This is a genomic window from Candidatus Marithrix sp. Canyon 246, assembly GCF_001723685.1.
GTDB lineage: Bacteria > Pseudomonadota > Gammaproteobacteria > Beggiatoales > Beggiatoaceae > Marithrix.
Genome location: NZ_MCBX01000017.1, coordinates 1 through 20,514, shown reverse-complemented (window position 1 = coordinate 20,514; position 20,514 = coordinate 1). Strand labels below are relative to the sequence as shown.

The following is a 20,514-nucleotide window of genomic DNA, read 5'->3' as shown; positions in this document are numbered from 1 at the left end:
TATATAAACAAATAAAAAATGATTATGATGTAATAAGGTTGGTTTAATTGGAAATTATCATGAATTGTAAAAATAATCGAACCTAACAGGTTTTAAAAACCTGTCAGCTTTAATCTTAATTACGATTAATCTCCCCAAAAGGAGATTCCATTGCTAATACACGCGATATTTCACCCTCAAATACTCCCATACCTACAGTAAGTATAGACAATAATAATGGAATCAATATCATTGAAAGCCCTAAGTTACCTTCATGTTTAACAGGATCATCTAGTTTTGTAAACAAGATCATTAGCACTTTGAATATATAACTAGCTGTTAGTAATGTTCCTATTATAATAACTATAAGCCACCACCATTGCCCACTTTGCCAGATCGGATTAACTAATATCGATGGTAAAACAATTAGACACAATCCAGCAATACTGAATGTTATTAACGTCAGTGGAGAAATTCGCCCCACTCCTTGCATTGCATGTATAAAATCTGAATTGACAATATATAATATATGCCCAGCTACCATAAATAGTGCCGCTAATATAAAAGCATGAGAAATACTTAAATAAATACCAGCCTGCCAAGCATCAAAACTCCAACTATCAGTAATTCCATTAGCTAGAGGAAATATTAACAATACATAAGCTGCTTGTGCAACTGTAGCATAGGCTAATAATCGTATTAATTGCCGTTGTTGTAAGGCTTGCCATGATGCCCAAATAATAATTACCGCCGCTATTAAACCTACTAACTGTGATACTAAACCTAAAATTTCATTTGGAAATACTTCAAACCATACACGTAACAAAATATAAAATGCTGCTTTTATTACCAGAGCAACTAATAAAATTGCCACAGGTATTGGAGCATTGGCAATAGTAGATGTCAACCAAAAGGGTAGAATTCCTGATTTAATAGTCAATGCTATGAAAATCAAAAATATAGCCATCCATATAGTTGCTCCAGATCTTAATTCTAAAGCTAATGATTGAATATCCAAACTTCCAACAACACCATATAAAAAAGCAATAGCTAATAAATAAACCATTGAAGCAAATACCGCAATGAACAAATAACGCATAGCCGCATTCAATGCCAATACAGTATTGTTTAATACAATCATAGGTACTGATGCTAAGGTTAATATTTCTAAAGTCACATAAAAACTAAATAAATTTGAAGATAGAAATAAAGCATTTAGCCCGCTCCAAAGTAATAACCATAATGGCCAAAACAAGAAATTAGCTTGACCTTTTGGAAAAGCTTGTGGATCACGTTTAGTAGTTACAGTGACTGTTTCTACATAATTACTAGGTAATGATTCTGTTGCTTCTATAATAACTATTTGATTTTCTTTGTTATTTTTAGTTTGTCCAAGTGCTTTAGTATTTTTATCAGGAATTGGAACAGACCAATTTGTTTGTTCTTGAAACCATGAAAAATATTTGAAAGCATAAAGGCTGACAAAAACGCTTATTATAAACGTCATTATTAACATTGCTATACTTAAACCATCTACATATAATTCAACTCCCAAAGGAATACTCCAATTTGCAATTGGATAAGATTGCACTCCATTTGTCCATACTTGTAGAAATAATTTCCAGAGGCTGATTGACATAGCAATAATGACTAGTGGAACCAAAACTCGTTCACTATAGCGTCCAAAAATAAAAATCAAAATTGCTCCAATCAGCGGCAACATAATCATAGATGTTACCCATAATGGACTATCCATCATAAAGGTTCTCCCGTCTCATTCTCATCTTCCAATAAATATAATTGTCCAGTAATTTGATAAATACGTCGCGCTAACATTAAAGCTAATGCTGTCAAACTCACCATAATTACAATAGCTACTAAAATAAATCCATGTGGTATAGCATCTACCGCTGGCTGAGAACGTGAAGAAATTGAAATTAATAGTAAAAATACGCTACTAGCCATAAAATTTAAAGCCATAATTTTGCGTAAAAGATCAGTGTCAAGAATTAACGCATATACACCAATGGTGAATACACCCATACTAACTAAAGGTAAAAAAACAAAATCTGCCATGTTATTAATTATTCATATTTGGTCTAGCCATAAAAAATATTAATAAACTAAATGCTATTAATATTATGATAGATAGTTCTGTTAATAATATTAAGCTATTAGAGAATTCATAGCCAGCAGCGGTTACACTAAACGCAATAGTCGCAAATACCAATAAGCCGCTACTTAAAACTAAGCGTACAAATATACAATTTTTGATTTGTGGTTTTGTAGCCTGCTTTAAACGTATGAATAAAGCAATACCAGCTAAAACTGCTCCGATATGAAATGCAATGATTGCTAATTCAGCACCTCTCCACAGAATATAAGCTATAGTTACAACAAAAATAACTAACAATATCAATCGTGGAAAATCCTGCATTAAAGGAGTATCATAATCATACTCTGTCTTTTCTATAATCGGTGTACTATAAAAAATAGTCCATATACCTACAATGGCTATAAATAAACAGCTAATTGATAATAAAATATCATAACTACGAAAATGAACTATAATCGCACTTAGCGAATTAGTCATATTAGTAGTAGCCAATTGCTCGTGCATTACTTCTGTTAAATTTATTGTAGGAGCATCTGGCATAAATAAAACAGCAGAAGCTAAGCCAAGTTCCAATATAGACAGTAACAATATAATAAAAATGAGTTTTACAGAATAAATAGACATTTATAAAGATTCTCTTATATCACGTAAAATATCCAAGAATAATACCCCAGTAAAACCAACGCCAATCGCTAAATAAGCTATAGCGACATCAGGTGCTGAAAAACGTATCCATGTCAATGCCATTAATAATCCATATACTATAAATAATATAACTGCTCTAAATAAATCACGAATCGTAAGTGTTTGCCACGCAATCCACAATAAGGATAATGCTAAAATACCATCAAATAATGATTCAAAATTCATTTTGAACTCCAAATGATAAACGTAGTATTATAGTATATTTTACTTAGATAGGAATAAGATACTTTGAATTTAGATAGAGTTTCATCAGGAGAGAATGTACCTGATAATATTAATGTTATTATTGAAATCCCTTCTCATAGTGACCCTGTAAAATACGAGGTTGATAAAGATACTGGAGCTATGTTTGTGGATAGATTCATGAATACAGCTATGTATTATCCATGTAATTATGGTTATATTCCACATACATTATCAGAAGATGGTGATCCAGCAGATGTGTTAGTTGTAACACCCATACCGCTTATTAGTGGCTCAGTTATTCGTTGTCGCCCAGTTGGGGTATTAAATATGACTGATGAATCAGGTGGAGATGCTAAAATATTAGCTGTGCCTATCACTAAACTTTGTGGTTTGTATAAAAATACAAATAGTATTAATGATTTACCAGAAATGTTATTAAAACAAATTTCTCATTTCTTTGAACATTACAAAGATTTAGAAGATAATAAATGGGTAAAAATTGATGGTTGGGCTGATGTTGATGCAGCTAAACAAGAAATTAATGACTCAGTAAAACGTTTTAATCAACTAAAAGAAAAACCAAATTTTTAAAAAAAACTCTTGCATTTTTTTTTCTATTCGATTATTATACTCACCGATCTCCATTGGTTCTTTCGATAAAAGGGGTCAGCGTTTGCAAACGTTCCCCTTGCTTTTTGCCGGTATAGCTCAGTTGGTAGAGCACCTGATTTGTAATCAGGATGTCACGGGTTCGACTCCTGTTACCGGCTCCATAAATTTTTTCATGACATTCCTCCTTTGTAGTCTAGTCATAATGCTTCATCTGACAGATGAGGCATTTTTTTTATCCCTCAATATTACTTCCATAAACATCTTCAACATTTTCAACACCATGTTATAATAACAAAGCAATTTACTCAGGATTATTACATGGGCAAAAAAACTTATTTATACAATAACCATTTAAAATTAAATGCTAAAATCGTCGATTTTGGCGGCTGGGATATGCCTTTAAATTATTGTTCTCAAGTCACTGAACATCATCAAGTTCGTAAATCTGCGGGTATGTTTGATGTTTCACATATGACTGTAGTTGATTTGGAAGGAGAAAAAGCGCGTGATTTGTTAGCTTATTTGTTAGCGAATGATATTGCACGCTTGAAAAATATCGGTAAAGCCCTCTATAGTTGCATGTTGAATGAAAATGGTGGTGTCATTGATGACTTAATTGTTTATTTGGTATCAGATACTCAATTCCGTGTAGTTGTTAATGCTGCTACAACGGAAAAAGATGTGGCTTGGATTACAAAACATGCTACAGATTTTAAAGTTGATGTCAAACAACGTGATGATTTAGCCATGATTGCGGTACAAGGACCTCTTGCACGCGAAAAAGTAAGGTCTTTATTACCAATAGATGTACAAGAACTTGCACCTTTTTATGCAACTTGGAATGATGAATTCTTTGTTGGGCGTACTGGCTACACTGGTGAAGATGGTTTTGAAATCATATTACCCGGAGAAAAAGCACCTGAATTATGGGAAGCATTATTAGCCGCTGATGTCGCGCCAATTGGTTTAGCTGCTCGCGATACTTTAAGACTCGAAGCTGGTATGAATCTATATGGAATTGATATGGATGAGAATTATTCTCCTTTAGAATCTGGTTTAAGTTGGACAGTGGCTTTTAAGCCTGAAAATCGAGATTTTATTGGGCGCAAAGCTTTAGAAACAAGCGCAGATCATGACATTATGATCGCCTTAGTATTAGAACAGAAAGGCGGAGTATTACGTGGGCATCAAACTGTTACCGTTGAAGGCGGTGGTATTGGACAAATAACCAGTGGCACTTTTTCACCTACTATTGGAAAGTCTATAGCTTTTGCACGTGTACCAGCAGGCAAATATGAACAAGTTCTGGTGACAATACGTAATAAACAATTAGTGGCAAAAGTAGTTAAACCACCATTTGTTAGAAATGGTAAAATTTTTGTTTAATTTATAGTAAATATTATGAACAATATACCTCAAGAATTAAAATATACCAAAACTCATGAATGGGTACGTGTTGAAGATGATGATACAGTAACAGTAGGTATTACTGATCATGCTCAAGAGCGTTTAGGCGATATAGTTTTTATTGAATTACCAGAATTGAATAATCAAGTCACTGCTGGAACAGAAGTTGTAGTAATTGAATCAGTTAAGGCTGCTGGAGATGTATATAGCCCATTATCAGGTGAAATCATTGCAATTAATCAATCATTAAATGATTCCCCAGAATTAGCTAATAGTAGCCCATATGAAGAAGCTTGGTTATTTAAAATCAAATCAAGTGAAGTTTTAGACAATTTAATGAACGCTGAACAATATGCCATACATACCTCACACGAAGAATGACATTACAAGTATGCTCGATGCTATTGGTGCCAATAGCATTGAGGATTTATTTGATGAAATTCCAGCGGATTTACGTTGTGGCAATTTAGAAAAAATTCCAACTGCATTAACAGAAATGGAAGTTGCACAATTAATGCAGCAACGCGCTACTCCAACACCAACTTGTTTTGTTGGTGCTGGTGCTTATGAGCATCATATTCCAGCCGCTGTTTGGGAAATCACTACACGTGGTGAATTTTATTCAGCTTATACACCTTATCAAGCTGAAGCCAGCCAAGGTACTTTGCAATTATTATATGAATTTCAAAGTATGATGGTTAATTTAACCGCTATGGAAGTTTCTAATGCGTCTTTATATGATGGAGCATCTGGATTAGCAGAAGCGGTTTTAATGGCGGTGCGGCTGAAAAAGGCAAAGGCAAAACAGATTTTAATGCCAACAACGGTAAATCCTGTTTATAGGCAAGTTGTCAATACCATTGTGAAAAATCAAGGTATTTCTATGATTGAAATACCTTATGATCCTAAAACTGGCACTATTAATCTGGATATTAACACATCTGATGCAGCGGCTTTAGTGATTCCACAACCCAATTTTTTTGGTGGCTTAGAAGCAGTAGATGAATTAACTGATTGGGCGCATAAACAAGGTTTATTAGTAATAGCAGTGGTAAATCCATTAGCAATTGCTACATTATCCCCCCCCGGTGAATGGGGTACTAAAGGTGCCGATATTGCCTGTGGCGAAGGGCAAGCTTTAGGTATTCCTTTATCGGGAGGCGGACCATATTTTGGGTTTATGTGTTGCAAAAAAGCTTATGTACGTCAAATGCCCGGGCGCATTGTTGGGCGCACAGTTGATTTAGAAGGTAAAACTGGTTATACTTTAACTCTACAAGCTCGTGAACAACATATTCGTCGCTCTAAAGCAACTTCTAATATCTGTACTAATCAAGGCTTAATGGTAACAGCAGCTACCATTCATACCGCAATATTAGGAACTGAAGGTTTAGAACGAGTAGCTTTAAAATGTCACACTAATACCAGTGAATTAGTAGAAAAACTATCAAATATTAACGGAATAAGTCGTGTTTTTAATGCACCATTTTTTCATGAATGTGTATTAAAGTTAAACAAACCCGTAGATGATGTTTTAAACCAATTATTAAAAAATAATATTTTAGGTGGATATAAGCTAACAGACAATACCTTATTAGTATGTGCTACCGAAATGCGTACTGAAACAGAAATAGATAACTATGTTGAAATATTAGACAACATAATGAATTAAACTAATTTATCAATTTCATCAATAATTTCTTTTGGGGTATAAGGTTTTTGTACTAAACCTTTACCCCCTGTCATTTTAGCCCAGATACGATCTGCCTTTTGACCCTTGCAAGTCACAAAAATAATAGGAATATCTTTAGTCTGATCATTCTCATTTAATACCCTACATGCTTGATAACCATCCATTTTTTGCATTATAACATCCATAAAAATTAAATCTGGAAGTTCAGCAGTTGCCTTTTCAATTGCTTCTTTGCCTGAAGAAGCCGTAACAACTTCATAACCAGCTTCAGTTATGATATTCTCTATATTAGTTAGATCTACTTTTGAGTCATCAACAGCAAGAATTTTATTAATCATTATTTTTTTCCTTTATGTACACTATATTATTATGAATACAGCAATTTATTTTGATTTAGATACAGTAGAAATTATCCCTGAAGATAAAGCCAAAGTTACTTTAGATTATACTCCACCAGTTATTTTACCTGATGATATTCAGTTAGAAACTGATCAATCACATGAAGATACAATCACTACTACTCCAATCGTTCCAAAACATTCTGCTTGGTTATGGTTAGCAACCTCATTAAGTGGATTATTAGCTTTAATGCTATTAGTGGATAGCTATAATTTTATCATAGAACAGTATAATAATAGTTTTATATTAGGTACAGTATTTTCCTTTTTAATAGTTATTATATGTGGAACTAGTTTAGCATTAACTGGGCAAGCTATTCAAAAAATACGTAGATTACGCACTGTTTCAAATTTACAACAAGAAGGGCAACAAATTATTACAAATAATGCTTATGGTAATGCTAAAAGCTATTTAAATAATATAGCATTATTTTATAACGAAGATTTAAGTTTTAGAAATCGTTTAGATCGTTTTAATATTAGTATTAATGACAGCCATCATGATAGAGAAATGTGTGCATTGTTTTCTAATAAAGTTATGCACGATATAGATCAACAAGCATATCAAATAGTTACCAAAGGTTCTAAAGAAACAGCATTATTGGTTATGATCAGTCAGATTGCATTATTAGATATCATTTTAACTTTGTGGCGTAATGTGCGTATTATTAGAGAAATTGCTACACTTTATGGTGGTAAACCCGGATTTTTCGGCTCAATGAGCTTAATGTTTACAGTTATACAAAATCTTATTTACGCTGATGTAAGTGAAACAGTTGCCGATGGAACTGCTGAAATTTTAGGCGGTTCAGTATTATCAGTAATGTCAACTCAAATCGCACAAGGCTTAGGTGCAGGTATATTAACAGCACGACTTGGTATTCATGCAATGAATGCTTGTCGCCCACTACCCTTTATGGAAGACGAAAAACCACGCTTAAAAGAAATACGTCGCGAAGTTATGTCTTCACTTAAAGGGGCATTTGAAACTAAAACTAAATCCTAACTTATCTCGTTAGCTTGCGCTGACTGCGTATCCCACGCTCCAGCATTCATCGTTATACATAAGTTTTTATGTACAAAATATCATGTTATTTAAATTATTTATAGAGTTATGTATAAGATAGTGCGCTCCAATGTCAAGTAAACGAGAAAAAATATGATGTTATTAAGTAATTTATTAAAGATTGATTTACCCAATGAGTTAGATTGTAATATTAGCGGTTTAACTTTAGATAGTCGCGCAGTAGGCAACGGTGATGTGTTTTTTGCGCTGGCTGGCACGCAACAGCATGGGGAAGTTTATATTCCGTCTAGTTTAGAAAAAGGTGCTAGTGCAATTTTAACAGAAGCACCTGTTGCTGGCATTGAGCAATTAGATGGTGGTATTCCTTGTATCAGTATTCCTAATTTGTCTGAGCAAGTTGGAGCAATTGCTGCATGTTTTTATAATTATCCGTCTGATAATATGCAGGTGATTGGCGTGACTGGCACTAATGGTAAAACTTCTATTACACATGCAATCGCTCATTTATTACAAACTCAAAATACAGACTGTGGTTTATTAGGTACTTTGGGTTATGGAATTTATGGTAATTTGAAAACCGCTAGTCATACCACTCCTGATGCAATTCGTTTGCAAGCTTTATTTGCTGAACTTCAAGCGTCAACAGTTGCTATGGAGGTTTCATCTCATGCTTTGGTGCAAGGCAGGGTTAATGCAATTAATTTTGATACTGCGGTATTTACTAATTTAAGTCGCGATCATTTGGATTATCATAAAACTATGCAGGCTTATGGTGAAGCTAAGTTACGATTATTTACCATGCCTAATTTAAAAACTGCTATTATAAATAGTGATGATATTTTTGGGCAACAGATTTTAAGTAATTTATCAAGCACCGTAACACCATTGACTTACAGTCTGCATGATAAATCCGCTGATCTATATGCCAAAATAGAACGTTATGATAATAATGGTTCGGTTTTTACAATCCAAGGCGAACAATGTTATTTTCCTTGGTTTGGAGAATTTAATATTAGTAATATTTTAGCTGTGTTAGCAGTATTACTAAATATGGGTTATTCTTTATCTGAATTATTGAAAAAAATCAAAAACTTACCAGCAGTAGCCGGTCGTATGGAACGATTTGGCAGCTCAGATCAAGCCACCATAATTATTGACTATTCACACACTCCTGATGCCTTAAAACAAGCTTTATTAACCTTAAAACAACATAATACCGGCAGATTATGGTGTGTATTTGGTTGTGGTGGTGATCGTGATAAAGGTAAACGCCCAATTATGGGTGAAATTGCACAAACTTATGCTGATAAAGTTATCATCACAGATGATAATCCACGTCATGAAACTTCTCAAAGCATTATTGATGATATATTACAAGGTTGCCCAAAACCTGAAGCAGTTATAGCTAATCGAAAACAGGCTATTGAATATGCTCTACAACAGGCAACTGTGGATGATATTGTTTTAATTGCTGGTAAAGGGCATGAAGATTATCAAGAAATTGGTGATCAGCGTTTGCCATTTAGTGATAGAGAATTAGTAAAATAAATTATTATGATAGAACTTTATTTAAGTGAAGTTGCGCCCGTTTTAAATGCAACTTTATTAGGAGATGATGTTAAATTTACCGGTTGTAACACTGATACGCGCAAGATTACACCGGGAAGTATCTATGTTGCCTTACGCGGTGAAAATTTTGATGGGCATAAATTTGTATCAGTGGCTGAAAAAAATGGAGCCAGCGCGGTTATTGTTGAACAAGCAGTAGCAGATTGTAATTTACCCTGCTTGTGTGTGGATGATACCCGCAAAGCTTTAGGTTCTTTAGCGAAATTTTGGTTAGAACAATTTAAATTACCATTAGTTGCAATTACTGGCAGTAATGGTAAAACTACGACTAAAGAAATGCTACGCGCTATTTTTGCAGAAAATGTTTTAGCTAATCAGGGTAATTTCAATAATGATATTGGAGTACCCTTGACATTATTTAATTTAAACGCGACACATCAACAAGCAGTTATTGAGATGGGTGCCAATCATGCTGGTGAAATTGGCTATTTAACTCAATTAGCACCACCAAATGTAGCTACTATTACCCAATGCGCTCCAGCTCACTTGGAAGGTTTTAAAACTATTAAAGGTGTAGCACTAGCTAAAGGAGAAATTTTTTCTAATTTACAAGCTGATGGTATTGCGGTTATTAACAATGATGATGATTATGCTGAACTTTGGCGTGATTTAGCGGCACCACATACTATTAGTACTTTTGCTATAAAAAATGATGCTGATGTGAAAGCAACCCAGATACAATTAAATGCCGCTAGCAGTGATTTCAACTTAAAAACACCAACCGGTGATATAACAATTCATTTACCCCTACCCGGGCAACATAATATTATGAACGCCTTAGCCGCTAGTGCATGTGCTTTAGCTAGTGGTTGCTCCTTAAACACTATCAAAAATGGTTTAGAAACCATGCAATCAGTAAAAGGGCGTTTACAATTATGTAAAGGCATTAATGATTCTACAATTATTAATGACACTTATAATGCTAATCCAACTTCCTTAAATGCTGCTTTAATGGTATTACAGCAAAGTAATGCGCCACGGATCTTAGTGTTAGGTGATATGAATGAACTGGGTAGTCAAAGTGTCGAATTCCATCAACAAGCTGGAAAACAAGCGCGAGAATTTGGAGTTGAATCATTATTAACAATTGGCGAATTAAGTAAAAATGCAGCCGATAGTTTTGGTGAAGGGGCTAAGCATTTTGAACAACATGCTGATTTAAATAAATATTTACAAAAAATATCAACAAATGCAACAATATTAGTTAAAGGATCACGTGGAATGAAAATGGAAACAATAGTAAACGCCTTACAGGAGAAAATATAATATGTTGCTTTGGTTAAGTGAATACCTAAGTTCTTTTTATAGCGGTTTTAATGTCTTTCAATACCTAACCTTAAGGGCTATTTTAGCTACTATTACCGCATTATTTATATCATTAATAGTTGGTCCACTATTAATTAATAGCTTAAGACTGTTAAAAATTGGACAAAGTGTACGCGATGATGGACCACAAAGCCATTTAAAAAAAAGCGGTACACCAACAATGGGTGGGGCACTTATTTTAATCTCTATCGCCTTTAGTACTTTATTATGGGGTGACTTATCAAATCGTTTTGTATGGGTAGTGCTAATTGTCACCCTATTATTTGGTGTTATAGGTTGGATTGATGACTATAGAAAAGTAGCTTTAGGTAATTCTAAAGGTTTATCTGCAAAAGCCAAATATTTTTGGCAATCAGTATTTGGTTTTGGAGCCGCTGTATTTTTATTAATGAATGCTCAATCACCGACTGAAACCCAATTAGTAATACCATTTGTTAAAGATGCGGTAATTCAGTTATCACCGTGGATGTTTATATTATTAACTTATTTTGTGATTGTAGGTACCAGTAATGCCGTAAACCTTACAGATGGTTTAGATGGCTTAGCAATTGTACCAACAGTTTTAGTAGCAGGTGCGTTCGCATTATTTGCTTATACGACTGGACATATTAATTTTGCTAAATATTTAGGTATTCCTTACATTGCTGGTGTTGGAGAAGTAATGATATTTTGTGGAGCTATAGTAGGAGCAGGGCTAGGATTTCTATGGTTTAATACATACCCAGCTCAAGTATTTATGGGAGATGTAGGAGCATTAGCATTAGGAGCAGCATTAGGTATATTAGCGGTAGTAGTTAGACAAGAATTAATATTACTAATTATGGGAGGAGTATTTGTAATGGAAACAGTATCAGTGATGTTGCAAGTAGCCTCATTCAAATTAACGGGGCGACGAATATTTCGTATGGCACCAATACACCATCACTTTGAACTAAAAGGATGGCCCGAGCCGCGCGTCATTGTACGCTTTTGGATTATTACAATAATATTGGTATTGATTGGATTGGCTAGCTTGAAAATTCGTTAGATTATTGAAGACCTGACAGGTTTTTAAAACCTGTCAGGTCTGATAGTTTTAATACTGTTTAATTTGATTAGCAGTACCAATTCAATGTATCTGGCAAAATTCCAGTATCTGTAGACGTTAAATTGTCGGTTATCACCGACCCTACAAGGCTGAGACCGTCGTCGTAATTAGTTAAATTTTTACCATTTTACAACAGTCGGTGTGTTCGTAATCGAAGCATCATGACCATTACCTGTTTTATCTGCTAATGGATTAGAACCCTCAAAGTCATATTTTGCAACAATTCCTGTTGTTACTTCACCACCATTTTGAATTTTATTCACCTCTTCAGAACTTAATGCTCGATTATAAAATAAAATATTATCTAATTTACCATCTAAAGCAAAGTCACCAGTAACACGATTACCATTTAACGAGCCATCATAATGATTTCCTGCACGCCATTTTGCTGTATTGGCAATCCCACCTATATTTCCAATATAATTATCTGCTACTTCATTGCCATCTATATAAATTTTTGCGGTAGTACCATCAAAAGATGCATAAATATTATAATCAAGTTTGTCTTTATTAAGGGTTTTAAAATCAAATATTACTTCTTTATCTCTTCTTTGAGCCTTATTAAATAAAAAATGTAATTTGCCATCAAGCTCATATAACATTGATGAAAAATGCCCACTACCTGATGGTTGTCCCATATAATTACCTATAATAAATTGATAACCTCGCTGACTATTTTTCCAAGCGTCTTCTAAATTAGGATTATCATTTGAAAAGCTATCGAAATGGATATTAAAAGAAACTGTAAAATTATCTGTTGGATTAATAGCAATTCCTTCTAATTCCCCAATTTCTAATCTATCTGCAACAGATTTTTGTCCTTTTGTTGCACCATCAAACTCTAAAGCATGATTACTCTGTTTGGTAACACTAAAAATCAAACCCTCACTCTCATTACCAGCATCATCTTTCAAACCCATCATCACCACTATCAACACCATTTACAAAAACAATTGTTCCTACTTTCCCATTAACTTCAACTTCTACAGTGTCATCTTTAGTTGTTGTTGGAGTTGTTGTTAAAGTGGGTTTTTGAATTGGTTCTACTGAACTTTCACAACTATCAGTTTTTGTCATATTATCAACATGAAAGATTGGATAATCTACATGCCTCTGCTTCATATTTACATCTTTGTAATATATGGACTCACCTTCAACTCCATCACCAAACTTAGCAATAGTAGTAACTTCAAAACAAGGAATTTTGACTGATCTGGTTTTATGATCATGCAAAATATAGCCGCTAGCATCATCTCCATCAAATGTGTTCTTGAAATTTTTTCTTGCAATTGAGCATCAAAGATTCCTTTGTTATCAGTTTCTTTACCAGTGAACTCATCTATCATCAGCCACAGCATTGCCGCTTAATACGGCAAATAAAGTCATAATTTTTATTGATGTTAATATTGAAAAACATTTGAAAGGATATTTGAAATGGCCTGTTTGTGATAGTATGGGCCATTCATTGGAATTCAAGCCATTACTGAAAATGATATAATCATTGAGTTTTAGCTAGTACTTTGTCGGGTTTTAGACCTGTCAGGTTTTAAAAACCTGACAGGTCTAATAGTTTTCAATGCCCTGTCAGTTCCATAAGAGCCTCTCTCATTTGTAAATAGGCAATAATAAATTCAAACATCATGCGCCACATAACTTCCATACAGATGAAAAACACAATAAATAGAATATATAACAATATTCTATCTTTTGTTCTTGTGATCTTAATGAATGTGGTTTTACTTAAATCGTAAATATTAGACGCTAACGAGTATTTACGTTTTATCCACAATGCCAACAACCAGCTTCCAATTGGAACACCTAGTGCTCCAATATAGTAACAAATCACCAAAACATAGGGGCTTATAAAAAATCTGAAGTTTAGGAAGTCAATAAAAGTTTGCATATTTTAATTAAGAAAATTTCTGCAACATAGCCAAGCTAGTATCGCGTTGTTCAAATTTGTCAATTTTATCACGCAAAGCAAAAATCATTTTATTATTCAACGGTTTGTTTGTTTTATCTTCTATATAGCCATTTAATTTGTCAGCAATTTTTTCGGCATTTTTTAGCATTAAGTCAAAACCTATTCGCCCTCCAAATGGTCCGGGTAGTCGCATGAATAAGGCTAAGCCCGGTGTTGTTGTTTCTGCTATTTTGTCTGGGTGTAATGTGCCGGGTTCTACCATGTTCGCTATGCTAAATATAGAGTCTTTGCTTTTCATTTCTCCTATTCCATAGTGGTGGAAAATGTTCATTTCTCCATATTTTAAGCCTAATTGTTCTAATATCATTACAATATCTTTGCCTAAAAAACCTGATTCTCCTTGGGCTATTATATATAGTACTATTATTAATTCAGTGTCTTTATGTTTTGTCTCTTCTGGTGTTTGATTAAAATCATCCATAAAGGATGAATTAAATAATGGATCCTTATCATCTTGATAATTGTTATCAATATATAAATCATCTTCTGGATTGTCTTCTGGTTTAGATTGATAGCGTTTTGCTATTAATAGCAATATTACGCCAATAATAAAAATCACTATTCCTGCAATTAACCATATGTCGTTCATAAATTATATGTGATACTCCTGCTTCTTACATTGTTATAAGTTAATAATTGATGTTACGCACTAATATTTTGTTATTACCAAACATCGCATCAAAATATACTGAGTTGCTTAATAATAGATAAACGAAACTAAGTAACGCAACGAAGTAACTAAGTAATTAAAATTTTTAACCTTATTAGTTTATCCACGTAATTAGTTGTACTCATATTACATTTGCTTTATTAGTTCCCATTATGCTAATAATTTCTGAATTTCAGACAGGATTATTTTTTGTTCTGGTTCAGTAATTTCATCAGAATCTGTTGTAACAGGTATCATCTGCCGGAGAATGAGTATTAATAATAATTTGTCTTAGCGGCATGTCTTGTAATTAGATCCATCAGAACCAATGAAGTCTTTAGCTAGTATTGAACTTGGTTTTCTTAGTTCTACAGGATTTAATTGGAGCATTTTCCAGTGTCTCATTTCTTTTCGCATGGCAAAAGCATGAGGAAATACTGTTTGTTCAACTTCATTAGCACCGGCTATAATAACAAAAGGAGAAAGTTCAATTTTAGTAATCATATTTAAGTCTTCACCATATCCATAGCCGCTTCAATATCAACTGGCACTATACGTGATACTCCTGCTTCTTGCATTGTTATACCTATTAGTTGTTCTGCAATTTCCATTGTTATCTTGTTATGAGAAATAAATATAAATTCACTAAAACGCCCTACATTACTATCATCTAACGGTGCGTCAACTTCGTCAAGCAGGCAAAATGGAGCTGGATTAAGTTCAAATATCGCAAATACCAAGGCTATTGCGGTTAAGGCTTTTTCACCTCCTGATAGTAAGTGTATATGGGTATTACGTTTGCCGGGTGGGCGTGCCATTAATGCTACACCAGATTGTAGAATGTCGTAACCAAAATAGTTTTGTAAAAATTCATTTATTTTATCAATGGTTTAGCAACGCACTTGATTTGCCTGAGATTCCATATGGGTTTGTTCTAATTTAGCACGCATTATATCCAACTAATAATATAGGTGATAACTATGAATAAAACTATGTTAATTTTATTAAACAAAGTGCCGAAACTCACCAACTGTCACCTCATGTCTCCCAATCGCAAAACGTTTTATAAATATTCTATGCACTGGCTTTTCATCATTGTCACCATATATAGAATCCTGTTGTCGGAATGAGACAGCTTGTGGAAGTTAAGTGCGTAACATCAGCTAATAATATTTATCTTATATAATTTAACTTTATTAAAGTATTAGTTAAATTTGTTTTGAATTTTATATAAGAAGGTAATTTTTCTAAAATATCAAGACGCACTTGTTGCCCTAAAGGTGAATATAGTGAGCTAATCTGAACCCTTCGTTTATTAGTTGGTAAATCTTTAAAAGCAATTCTAATAATTTCTTGAATTTTAGATTTTGGATCGGCAATTTTTTCAACCTGTTTTAATGGGAAACTTAAACCTAATTTTTGATTGTTTTTTTGGGTTCCTAATTCTTCCTTGAGTGCCTCTTTGTCAGCAAGCATCCACGCTTCTGTCATTTGCACAGGTACAATAGCTAGCAAATCTTTACAAAATTCTTCTTCTGTTTTATCAAGTTTTTGTTCTGGTTCAGTAATTTCATCAGAATCTGTTGTAACAGGTATCATCTTTGTAAATCTTAACGCTTGTTTTTTGTGTGGATCTACTTTAGAAAAAAGTGTTGCATATAGTATGTTACAGTCAAGTTCCTTATTTTTTATCAAGTAGCTTAATAATGCCGGAGAATGAGTATTAATAATAACCTTTGAAATATCTTTAATTATATATGAATCATCTGCCTTCATTCTAGCTAAAGCCGCTGGCAAATTAGATCCATCAGAACCAATGAAGTCTTTAGCTAGTATTGAACTTGGTTTTCTTAGTTCTACAGGATTTAATTGCAGCATTTTCCAGTGTCTCATTTCTTTTCGCATGGCAAAAGCATGAGGAAATTCTGTATTGCTGACACCACTTAATACTGTTTGTTCAACCTCATTAGCACGACTGGAGTTTCCAATTCTTGTACCATCTTGCCGTAGATAGATGCTTGCAAACTCAGTATTGATAAATGCGATGTTAGATTCGATAGCTAACAACTCTTCTTTAGTAATATATAATTTATCCAATCCCCTTTTATCTTTATAACGATATATTTCTAATGTATATTTTAAGCGGGTATATTTTAATTTTTTTTTACTTATAATTTTCATCTGGATATTGAGTAAATAATTCACGCGCTTCACCCCGTTGCTCTTGAAAAGCAGATTTAATATCGGTTTCTGCTAAACGGGATAATAAAAGAATCGCGTCAAACAGATTACTTTTTCCTGATCCATTAGCACCGGCTATAATAACAAAAGGAGAAAGTTCAATTTTCAAATTACTAAAGGTTTTAAATCCATCAATTTCAATTTTAGTAATCATATTTAAGTCTTCACCATATCCATAGCCGCTTCAATATCAACTGGCACTATACGTGATACTCCTGCTTCTTGCATGGTTATACCTATTAGTTGTTCTGCAATTTCCATTGTTATCTTGTTATGAGAAATAAATATAAATTGTACTCGTTCTGACATCATTTTTACTAATTCACTAAAACGCCCTACATTACTATCATCTAACGGTGCGTCAACTTCGTCAAGCAAACAAAATGGAGCTGGATTGAGTTCAAATATCGCAAATACCAAGGCTATTGCGGTTAAGGCTTTTTCACCCCCTGATAGTAAGTGTATATGAGTATTACGTTTGCCGGGTGGGCGTGCCATTAATGCTACACCAGATTGTAGAATGTCGTCACCAGTTAATTGCAAGCTCGCTTCTCCACCACCAAATAGTTTTGGAAACATAGTTTGTAAAAAATCATTAACTTGATCAAGGGTTTGTTTAAAGCGAATTCTGGTTTCTTTGTCAATGGTTTTGATTGCATCATTTAAAGATTTCACAGCTTTATTTATATCATCAGCTTGAGAATCTAAATATGTTTTGCGTTCTAATTGTTCATCATATTCTTCTAATGCAGCTAAATTAACCGCGCTTAAACCCTTTATTTTTTCAATTACATCTTCCAATTTTTGTTCCCAAACTTGCTCATTAGCGTCTTCTGGTAATTCACCTAGTAATGCTACTGCACTAAATTCGGTTTCATTTAATTGTTCTTCTAAAGTTTGGCAGCGCACTTTATTTGCCTGAGATTCCATACGGGTTTGTTCTAATTTAGCACGCAATTCATTACATTTTTGTTCTAAGCGTTTACGTTCACCATCATAATCACCTAGTGCTGCTTCTAAATGAGCCACTGTTTGTTTGGCTTGAAGTAGATTTTCTTCGATTTCGGTGCGTTTAGTTTGAGCTGTTGTTAATTCAGCATCTAAATTTTCTAATGGTGCCGCTTGTTTTTCTATATTATATTTTATATCTTGACGCTGATGAGTTAATTGTTCTAATTGTGTGGTTAAGCGTTTTATTGCTTGTTGTAGGCGAATATGATCAGTGCGTAATGCCTCTAATCGCACATCAACTGTATGCCTTTCATCTTTAGCAGTTTGCCAAGTTTCATTACTTTGCAACACCATTTCTTGCAATAAATCGCGCTGTTGAGTTAATTGTTCTCGTTCATCAGCAAATTTATCCATTGCCTCAAGCGCGGCATGTAACTTATCACTAGTGCTTTGCAAATTTTCATTGTCTTGTTCAAGTTGTGAACCTAGTTCAGCGCGTTCATTAGCAATACGTAGTAATTGGCTTTTAATGTGTTCAAGTCGCGCTTGTTTACCCGCTTGTTGCGATTCTAATTCTGATAATTGTTGGCGAATTTTAGTGACATCTTGTTGTGCTTGTTCACGTTGATGTTCATGTTCTTGCCAAATTAAATTTTGTTGTTCTAGGTTTTCAGATAGAATTGTTACCTTGTCATTTAATTGATCTAATTGGCTTATAATATCTTTTATTTCTTGTGTACGCGCTAAAACTCCAACATTTTCATCCATCGCTTGTTGACTATATAGCCAGTTTTTACCCAACCATATGCCTTGTGGAGTAATAACTGATTCATGATCAGCTAATTTTTTACGTAATTTTAAAGCGGCTTTAATATTATTAGCTACCAAGACTCCAGCAAATAGACTATTTAAATTCCAAGGTGCTTGAACTTTATCAATTAAAACATTTAATAAGGATTTGGTGGTGTCAGTATTAGATTTAACAGTTTCAAAAGCGGCTAAATTTCCCGGTGGTGGATTTTCTAAGTCTAAATCATTCAAGTTTGACACACACAAAGCTTGTAAACGTTCGCCTAAAACTACCTCAACTGCTCGTTCCCAACCCGATTCTACTTGCAAAGATGCCGCTAAACGTGGTGAATCGTCTAAACCTTGAGTTTGTAACTTAGCTAAACTGGCTTCTTGTAAGGTTTCTAAGGATGCTAAACGTCCATTTAGTTTATGGATTTGTAATTGATGTTGATCTAATTCTGTTGATTGCTCTTGAATAGTTTCTCGTAAATCCAACACCGTTTCTTGATGATTAGTTAATAAAGCTTCGGCTTCTAATAACACAGTATTTAGCTTAGCAATTTCAACCTCAATATCATTAACTGCCTGTTCTAAATCCTTGATATTTATCTCTTTGGCTTCTTCATTGATACGAAATAGCCGCTGCTTATTTTCTTCAATGCGCAACTCCAAATTTTGCATACCAGCGCGTTCAACTTGAGCCGTTTGAGTTGGCTCAGCGGCACGTTGATTAAACTGATCCCAATTTAATTGCCAATCTTGTAACTGTTCATCAGCCTCGCGCAAAGCTTGTACGGTTAAAGTTTCAGCCTCTTGCTTCACAGTTAAATCAGCCTCAGTTGTTGCTATTTGAGTTTCTAATTCAGTGATTTGCTTTTGATCAGATTGCAAAGTCTGCTCAGTTTCAGCCCATTTAATTTCAAGTTGTTCTAAATCATCTTCTAATTGCTTATGACGCTGATTAGTATGCTCAATAGTTTGCTCAAGGCGATTAATTTCAGATTCAATATCATAAAAATTAGTTTGTACATCAGCTAAAGTATTTTGAGCAATAGTTTGAGCCTCACGTTGCTGCTTATGAGTAGCATCAAAATTCTCCAAACTGGCTAAATCAGTATCTAAAATTTCACCTTGTTCATCAAGATACACTTGTTGTTCTTGCACAGTAGTATCCAAACTATGCCAACGTATAGCCAATAATTGAGCCTTTAATAACTGCTCAGATTGTTGAAGCTGCTGAAATTTTTCTGCCTGCTTAGCTTGACGCTTTAATTTATTTAACTGCTTAGTTAATTCACCACGAATATCATCAATTCTACCAAGATTTTCACGAGTCTTATCAAGCCGCTGCTCAGTTTCCTTACGCCGTTCCTTATATTTAGAAATAGCCGCTGCCTCCTCCAAAAACACCCGCAACTCATCAGGTTTAGCCTCAATCAAGCGCGAAATCATTCCCTGCTCAATAACGGCATAACTCCTTGGACCCAAGCCAGTTCCCAAGAACAAATCAGTAATATCCTTACGCCGACAACGAACATTATTAAGAAAATAAACAGACTGCCCACTACGAGACAACTGGCGTTTAACAGCGATTTCAGAATGATCAGGAAACTGAGCAGCGGCTTGATAAGACTCGTGAAAATCTTGGTAGAATTGATGATATTCGTGGTGAATTAACTAAGCAGTTAAATAAATTAAAGCGTCAAGCTAAGCAGGCAGAAAAATTTCAGCA

Annotated in this window: 23 protein-coding genes and 1 tRNA gene; 9 read left to right on the top strand and 15 right to left on the bottom strand. The window is 34.1% G+C overall.

The genetic code is table 11. The features are described from left to right. Positions 1 to 115 precede the first annotated feature (115 nt). The 4 genes from BHU68_RS10130 to BHU68_RS10115 are packed head-to-tail and all read right to left on the bottom strand — an operon-like array spanning position 116 to position 2,965. Positions 116 to 1,738, bottom strand: a complete 1,623-nt coding sequence (locus BHU68_RS10130) for a complex I subunit 5 family protein (protein ID WP_069473107.1) — start codon at positions 1,736 to 1,738, stop codon at positions 116 to 118. Beyond that, complete coding sequence (locus BHU68_RS10125; protein WP_069471351.1) at positions 1,735 to 2,055, bottom strand: NADH-quinone oxidoreductase subunit K; 321 nt, start codon at positions 2,053 to 2,055, stop codon at positions 1,735 to 1,737. Before BHU68_RS10125 ends, BHU68_RS10130 begins: the two co-directional genes overlap by 4 nt. Before the next feature lie 4 nt (positions 2,056 to 2,059). Next, positions 2,060 to 2,719 carry a hypothetical protein gene (locus BHU68_RS10120; RefSeq protein ID WP_069471352.1) on the bottom strand — a complete coding sequence of 220 codons (660 nt, stop codon included), beginning with the start codon at positions 2,717 to 2,719 and terminating at the stop codon, positions 2,060 to 2,062. Continuing rightward, a complete protein-coding gene (locus BHU68_RS10115) occupies positions 2,720 to 2,965 on the bottom strand; it encodes a Na(+)/H(+) antiporter subunit B (RefSeq protein WP_069471353.1) in 246 nt (81 codons plus the stop codon). It lies immediately after the preceding gene. A gap of 63 nt (positions 2,966 to 3,028) precedes the next feature. On the opposite strand from BHU68_RS10115, the gene ppa reads away from it, so the two are divergent. From ppa to gcvPA, 5 genes are all read left to right on the top strand, one after another. Further along, positions 3,029 to 3,577 carry an inorganic diphosphatase gene (ppa, locus tag BHU68_RS10110; RefSeq protein ID WP_069471354.1) on the top strand — a complete coding sequence of 183 codons (549 nt, stop codon included), beginning with the start codon at positions 3,029 to 3,031 and terminating at the stop codon, positions 3,575 to 3,577. A 106-nt stretch (positions 3,578 to 3,683) separates the two neighbouring features. Then, a tRNA-Thr gene (locus BHU68_RS10105) sits at positions 3,684 to 3,759 on the top strand. 157 nt (positions 3,760 to 3,916) lie between these two features. Continuing rightward, a complete protein-coding gene (gene gcvT / locus BHU68_RS10100) occupies positions 3,917 to 4,984 on the top strand; it encodes a glycine cleavage system aminomethyltransferase GcvT (protein ID WP_069471355.1) in 1,068 nt (355 codons plus the stop codon). Positions 4,985 to 4,999: 15 nt separating this feature from the next. Beyond that, positions 5,000 to 5,386 (top strand): glycine cleavage system protein GcvH, encoded by a 387-nt coding sequence (gene gcvH, locus BHU68_RS10095; RefSeq protein ID WP_069471356.1) that lies wholly within the window; start codon positions 5,000 to 5,002, stop codon positions 5,384 to 5,386. After that, entirely contained in the window at positions 5,358 to 6,677 is a 1,320-nt protein-coding gene (gene gcvPA / locus BHU68_RS10090) for an aminomethyl-transferring glycine dehydrogenase subunit GcvPA (RefSeq protein ID WP_069471357.1), read from the top strand. The genes gcvH and gcvPA overlap by 29 nt, the downstream gene beginning before the upstream one ends. Here gcvPA and BHU68_RS10085 read toward each other — a convergent pair. Next, a complete protein-coding gene (locus BHU68_RS10085) occupies positions 6,674 to 7,036 on the bottom strand; it encodes a response regulator (protein WP_069471358.1) in 363 nt (120 codons plus the stop codon). The genes gcvPA and BHU68_RS10085 overlap by 4 nt on opposite strands. A 31-nt stretch (positions 7,037 to 7,067) precedes the next feature. On the opposite strand from BHU68_RS10085, the gene BHU68_RS10080 reads away from it, so the two are divergent. The 4 genes from BHU68_RS10080 (at position 7,068) to mraY (ending at position 12,105) form a co-directional block, all read left to right on the top strand. Further along, a complete protein-coding gene (locus BHU68_RS10080; protein WP_069471359.1) occupies positions 7,068 to 8,102 on the top strand; it encodes a TIGR01620 family protein in 1,035 nt (344 codons plus the stop codon). A 153-nt stretch (positions 8,103 to 8,255) separates the two neighbouring features. Beyond that, positions 8,256 to 9,671 (top strand): UDP-N-acetylmuramoyl-L-alanyl-D-glutamate--2,6-diaminopimelate ligase, encoded by a 1,416-nt coding sequence (locus tag BHU68_RS10075; protein WP_069471360.1) that lies wholly within the window; start codon positions 8,256 to 8,258, stop codon positions 9,669 to 9,671. Between the two features lie 6 nt (positions 9,672 to 9,677). Then, a complete protein-coding gene (locus BHU68_RS10070) occupies positions 9,678 to 11,018 on the top strand; it encodes a UDP-N-acetylmuramoyl-tripeptide--D-alanyl-D-alanine ligase (protein ID WP_069471361.1) in 1,341 nt (446 codons plus the stop codon). 1 nt (position 11,019) lies between these two features. Beyond that, positions 11,020 to 12,105, top strand: a complete 1,086-nt coding sequence (gene mraY, locus BHU68_RS10065) for a phospho-N-acetylmuramoyl-pentapeptide-transferase (RefSeq protein ID WP_069471362.1) — start codon at positions 11,020 to 11,022, stop codon at positions 12,103 to 12,105. Between the two features lie 179 nt (positions 12,106 to 12,284). Here the strand turns inward: mraY and BHU68_RS10060 are convergent, their stop codons facing one another. The 10 genes from BHU68_RS10060 to smc all read right to left on the bottom strand — a co-directional run bounded on the left by BHU68_RS10060 (position 12,285) and on the right by smc (position 20,456). Continuing rightward, a complete protein-coding gene (locus tag BHU68_RS10060; protein ID WP_069471363.1) occupies positions 12,285 to 13,088 on the bottom strand; it encodes a LamG-like jellyroll fold domain-containing protein in 804 nt (267 codons plus the stop codon). After that, positions 13,069 to 13,398, bottom strand: a complete 330-nt coding sequence (locus BHU68_RS10055; RefSeq protein WP_083234977.1) for a hypothetical protein — start codon at positions 13,396 to 13,398, stop codon at positions 13,069 to 13,071. Before BHU68_RS10055 ends, BHU68_RS10060 begins: the two co-directional genes overlap by 20 nt. Positions 13,399 to 13,738: 340 nt before the next feature. Continuing rightward, positions 13,739 to 14,068: a DUF4282 domain-containing protein gene (locus BHU68_RS10045; protein ID WP_069471366.1), complete on the bottom strand. Its 330-nt coding sequence runs from the start codon at positions 14,066 to 14,068 to the stop codon at positions 13,739 to 13,741. 7 nt (positions 14,069 to 14,075) lie between these two features. Further along, positions 14,076 to 14,738 carry a cell division protein ZipA gene (gene zipA, locus BHU68_RS10040; RefSeq protein WP_069471367.1) on the bottom strand — a complete coding sequence of 221 codons (663 nt, stop codon included), beginning with the start codon at positions 14,736 to 14,738 and terminating at the stop codon, positions 14,076 to 14,078. Positions 14,739 to 15,089: 351 nt separating this feature from the next. Continuing rightward, positions 15,090 to 15,302 (bottom strand): hypothetical protein, encoded by a 213-nt coding sequence (locus BHU68_RS10035; protein WP_069471368.1) that lies wholly within the window; start codon positions 15,300 to 15,302, stop codon positions 15,090 to 15,092. Between the two features lie 2 nt (positions 15,303 to 15,304). Continuing rightward, positions 15,305 to 15,616: a hypothetical protein gene (locus tag BHU68_RS10030; RefSeq protein ID WP_069471369.1), complete on the bottom strand. Its 312-nt coding sequence runs from the start codon at positions 15,614 to 15,616 to the stop codon at positions 15,305 to 15,307. Positions 15,617 to 15,802: 186 nt separating this feature from the next. Beyond that, positions 15,803 to 15,907: an SUMF1/EgtB/PvdO family nonheme iron enzyme gene (locus BHU68_RS18360; protein ID WP_141699495.1), complete on the bottom strand. Its 105-nt coding sequence runs from the start codon at positions 15,905 to 15,907 to the stop codon at positions 15,803 to 15,805. A 64-nt stretch (positions 15,908 to 15,971) separates the two neighbouring features. Beyond that, a complete protein-coding gene (locus tag BHU68_RS10025; protein ID WP_069471370.1) occupies positions 15,972 to 16,979 on the bottom strand; it encodes a DUF4276 family protein in 1,008 nt (335 codons plus the stop codon). After that, positions 16,963 to 17,193: an AAA family ATPase gene (locus BHU68_RS10020; protein WP_069471371.1), complete on the bottom strand. Its 231-nt coding sequence runs from the start codon at positions 17,191 to 17,193 to the stop codon at positions 16,963 to 16,965. The genes BHU68_RS10025 and BHU68_RS10020 overlap by 17 nt, the downstream gene beginning before the upstream one ends. A gap of 2 nt (positions 17,194 to 17,195) precedes the next feature. Continuing rightward, positions 17,196 to 20,456: a chromosome segregation protein SMC gene (gene smc / locus BHU68_RS10015; RefSeq protein ID WP_083235051.1), complete on the bottom strand. Its 3,261-nt coding sequence runs from the start codon at positions 20,454 to 20,456 to the stop codon at positions 17,196 to 17,198. Positions 20,457 to 20,514: the final 58 nt, after the last annotated feature.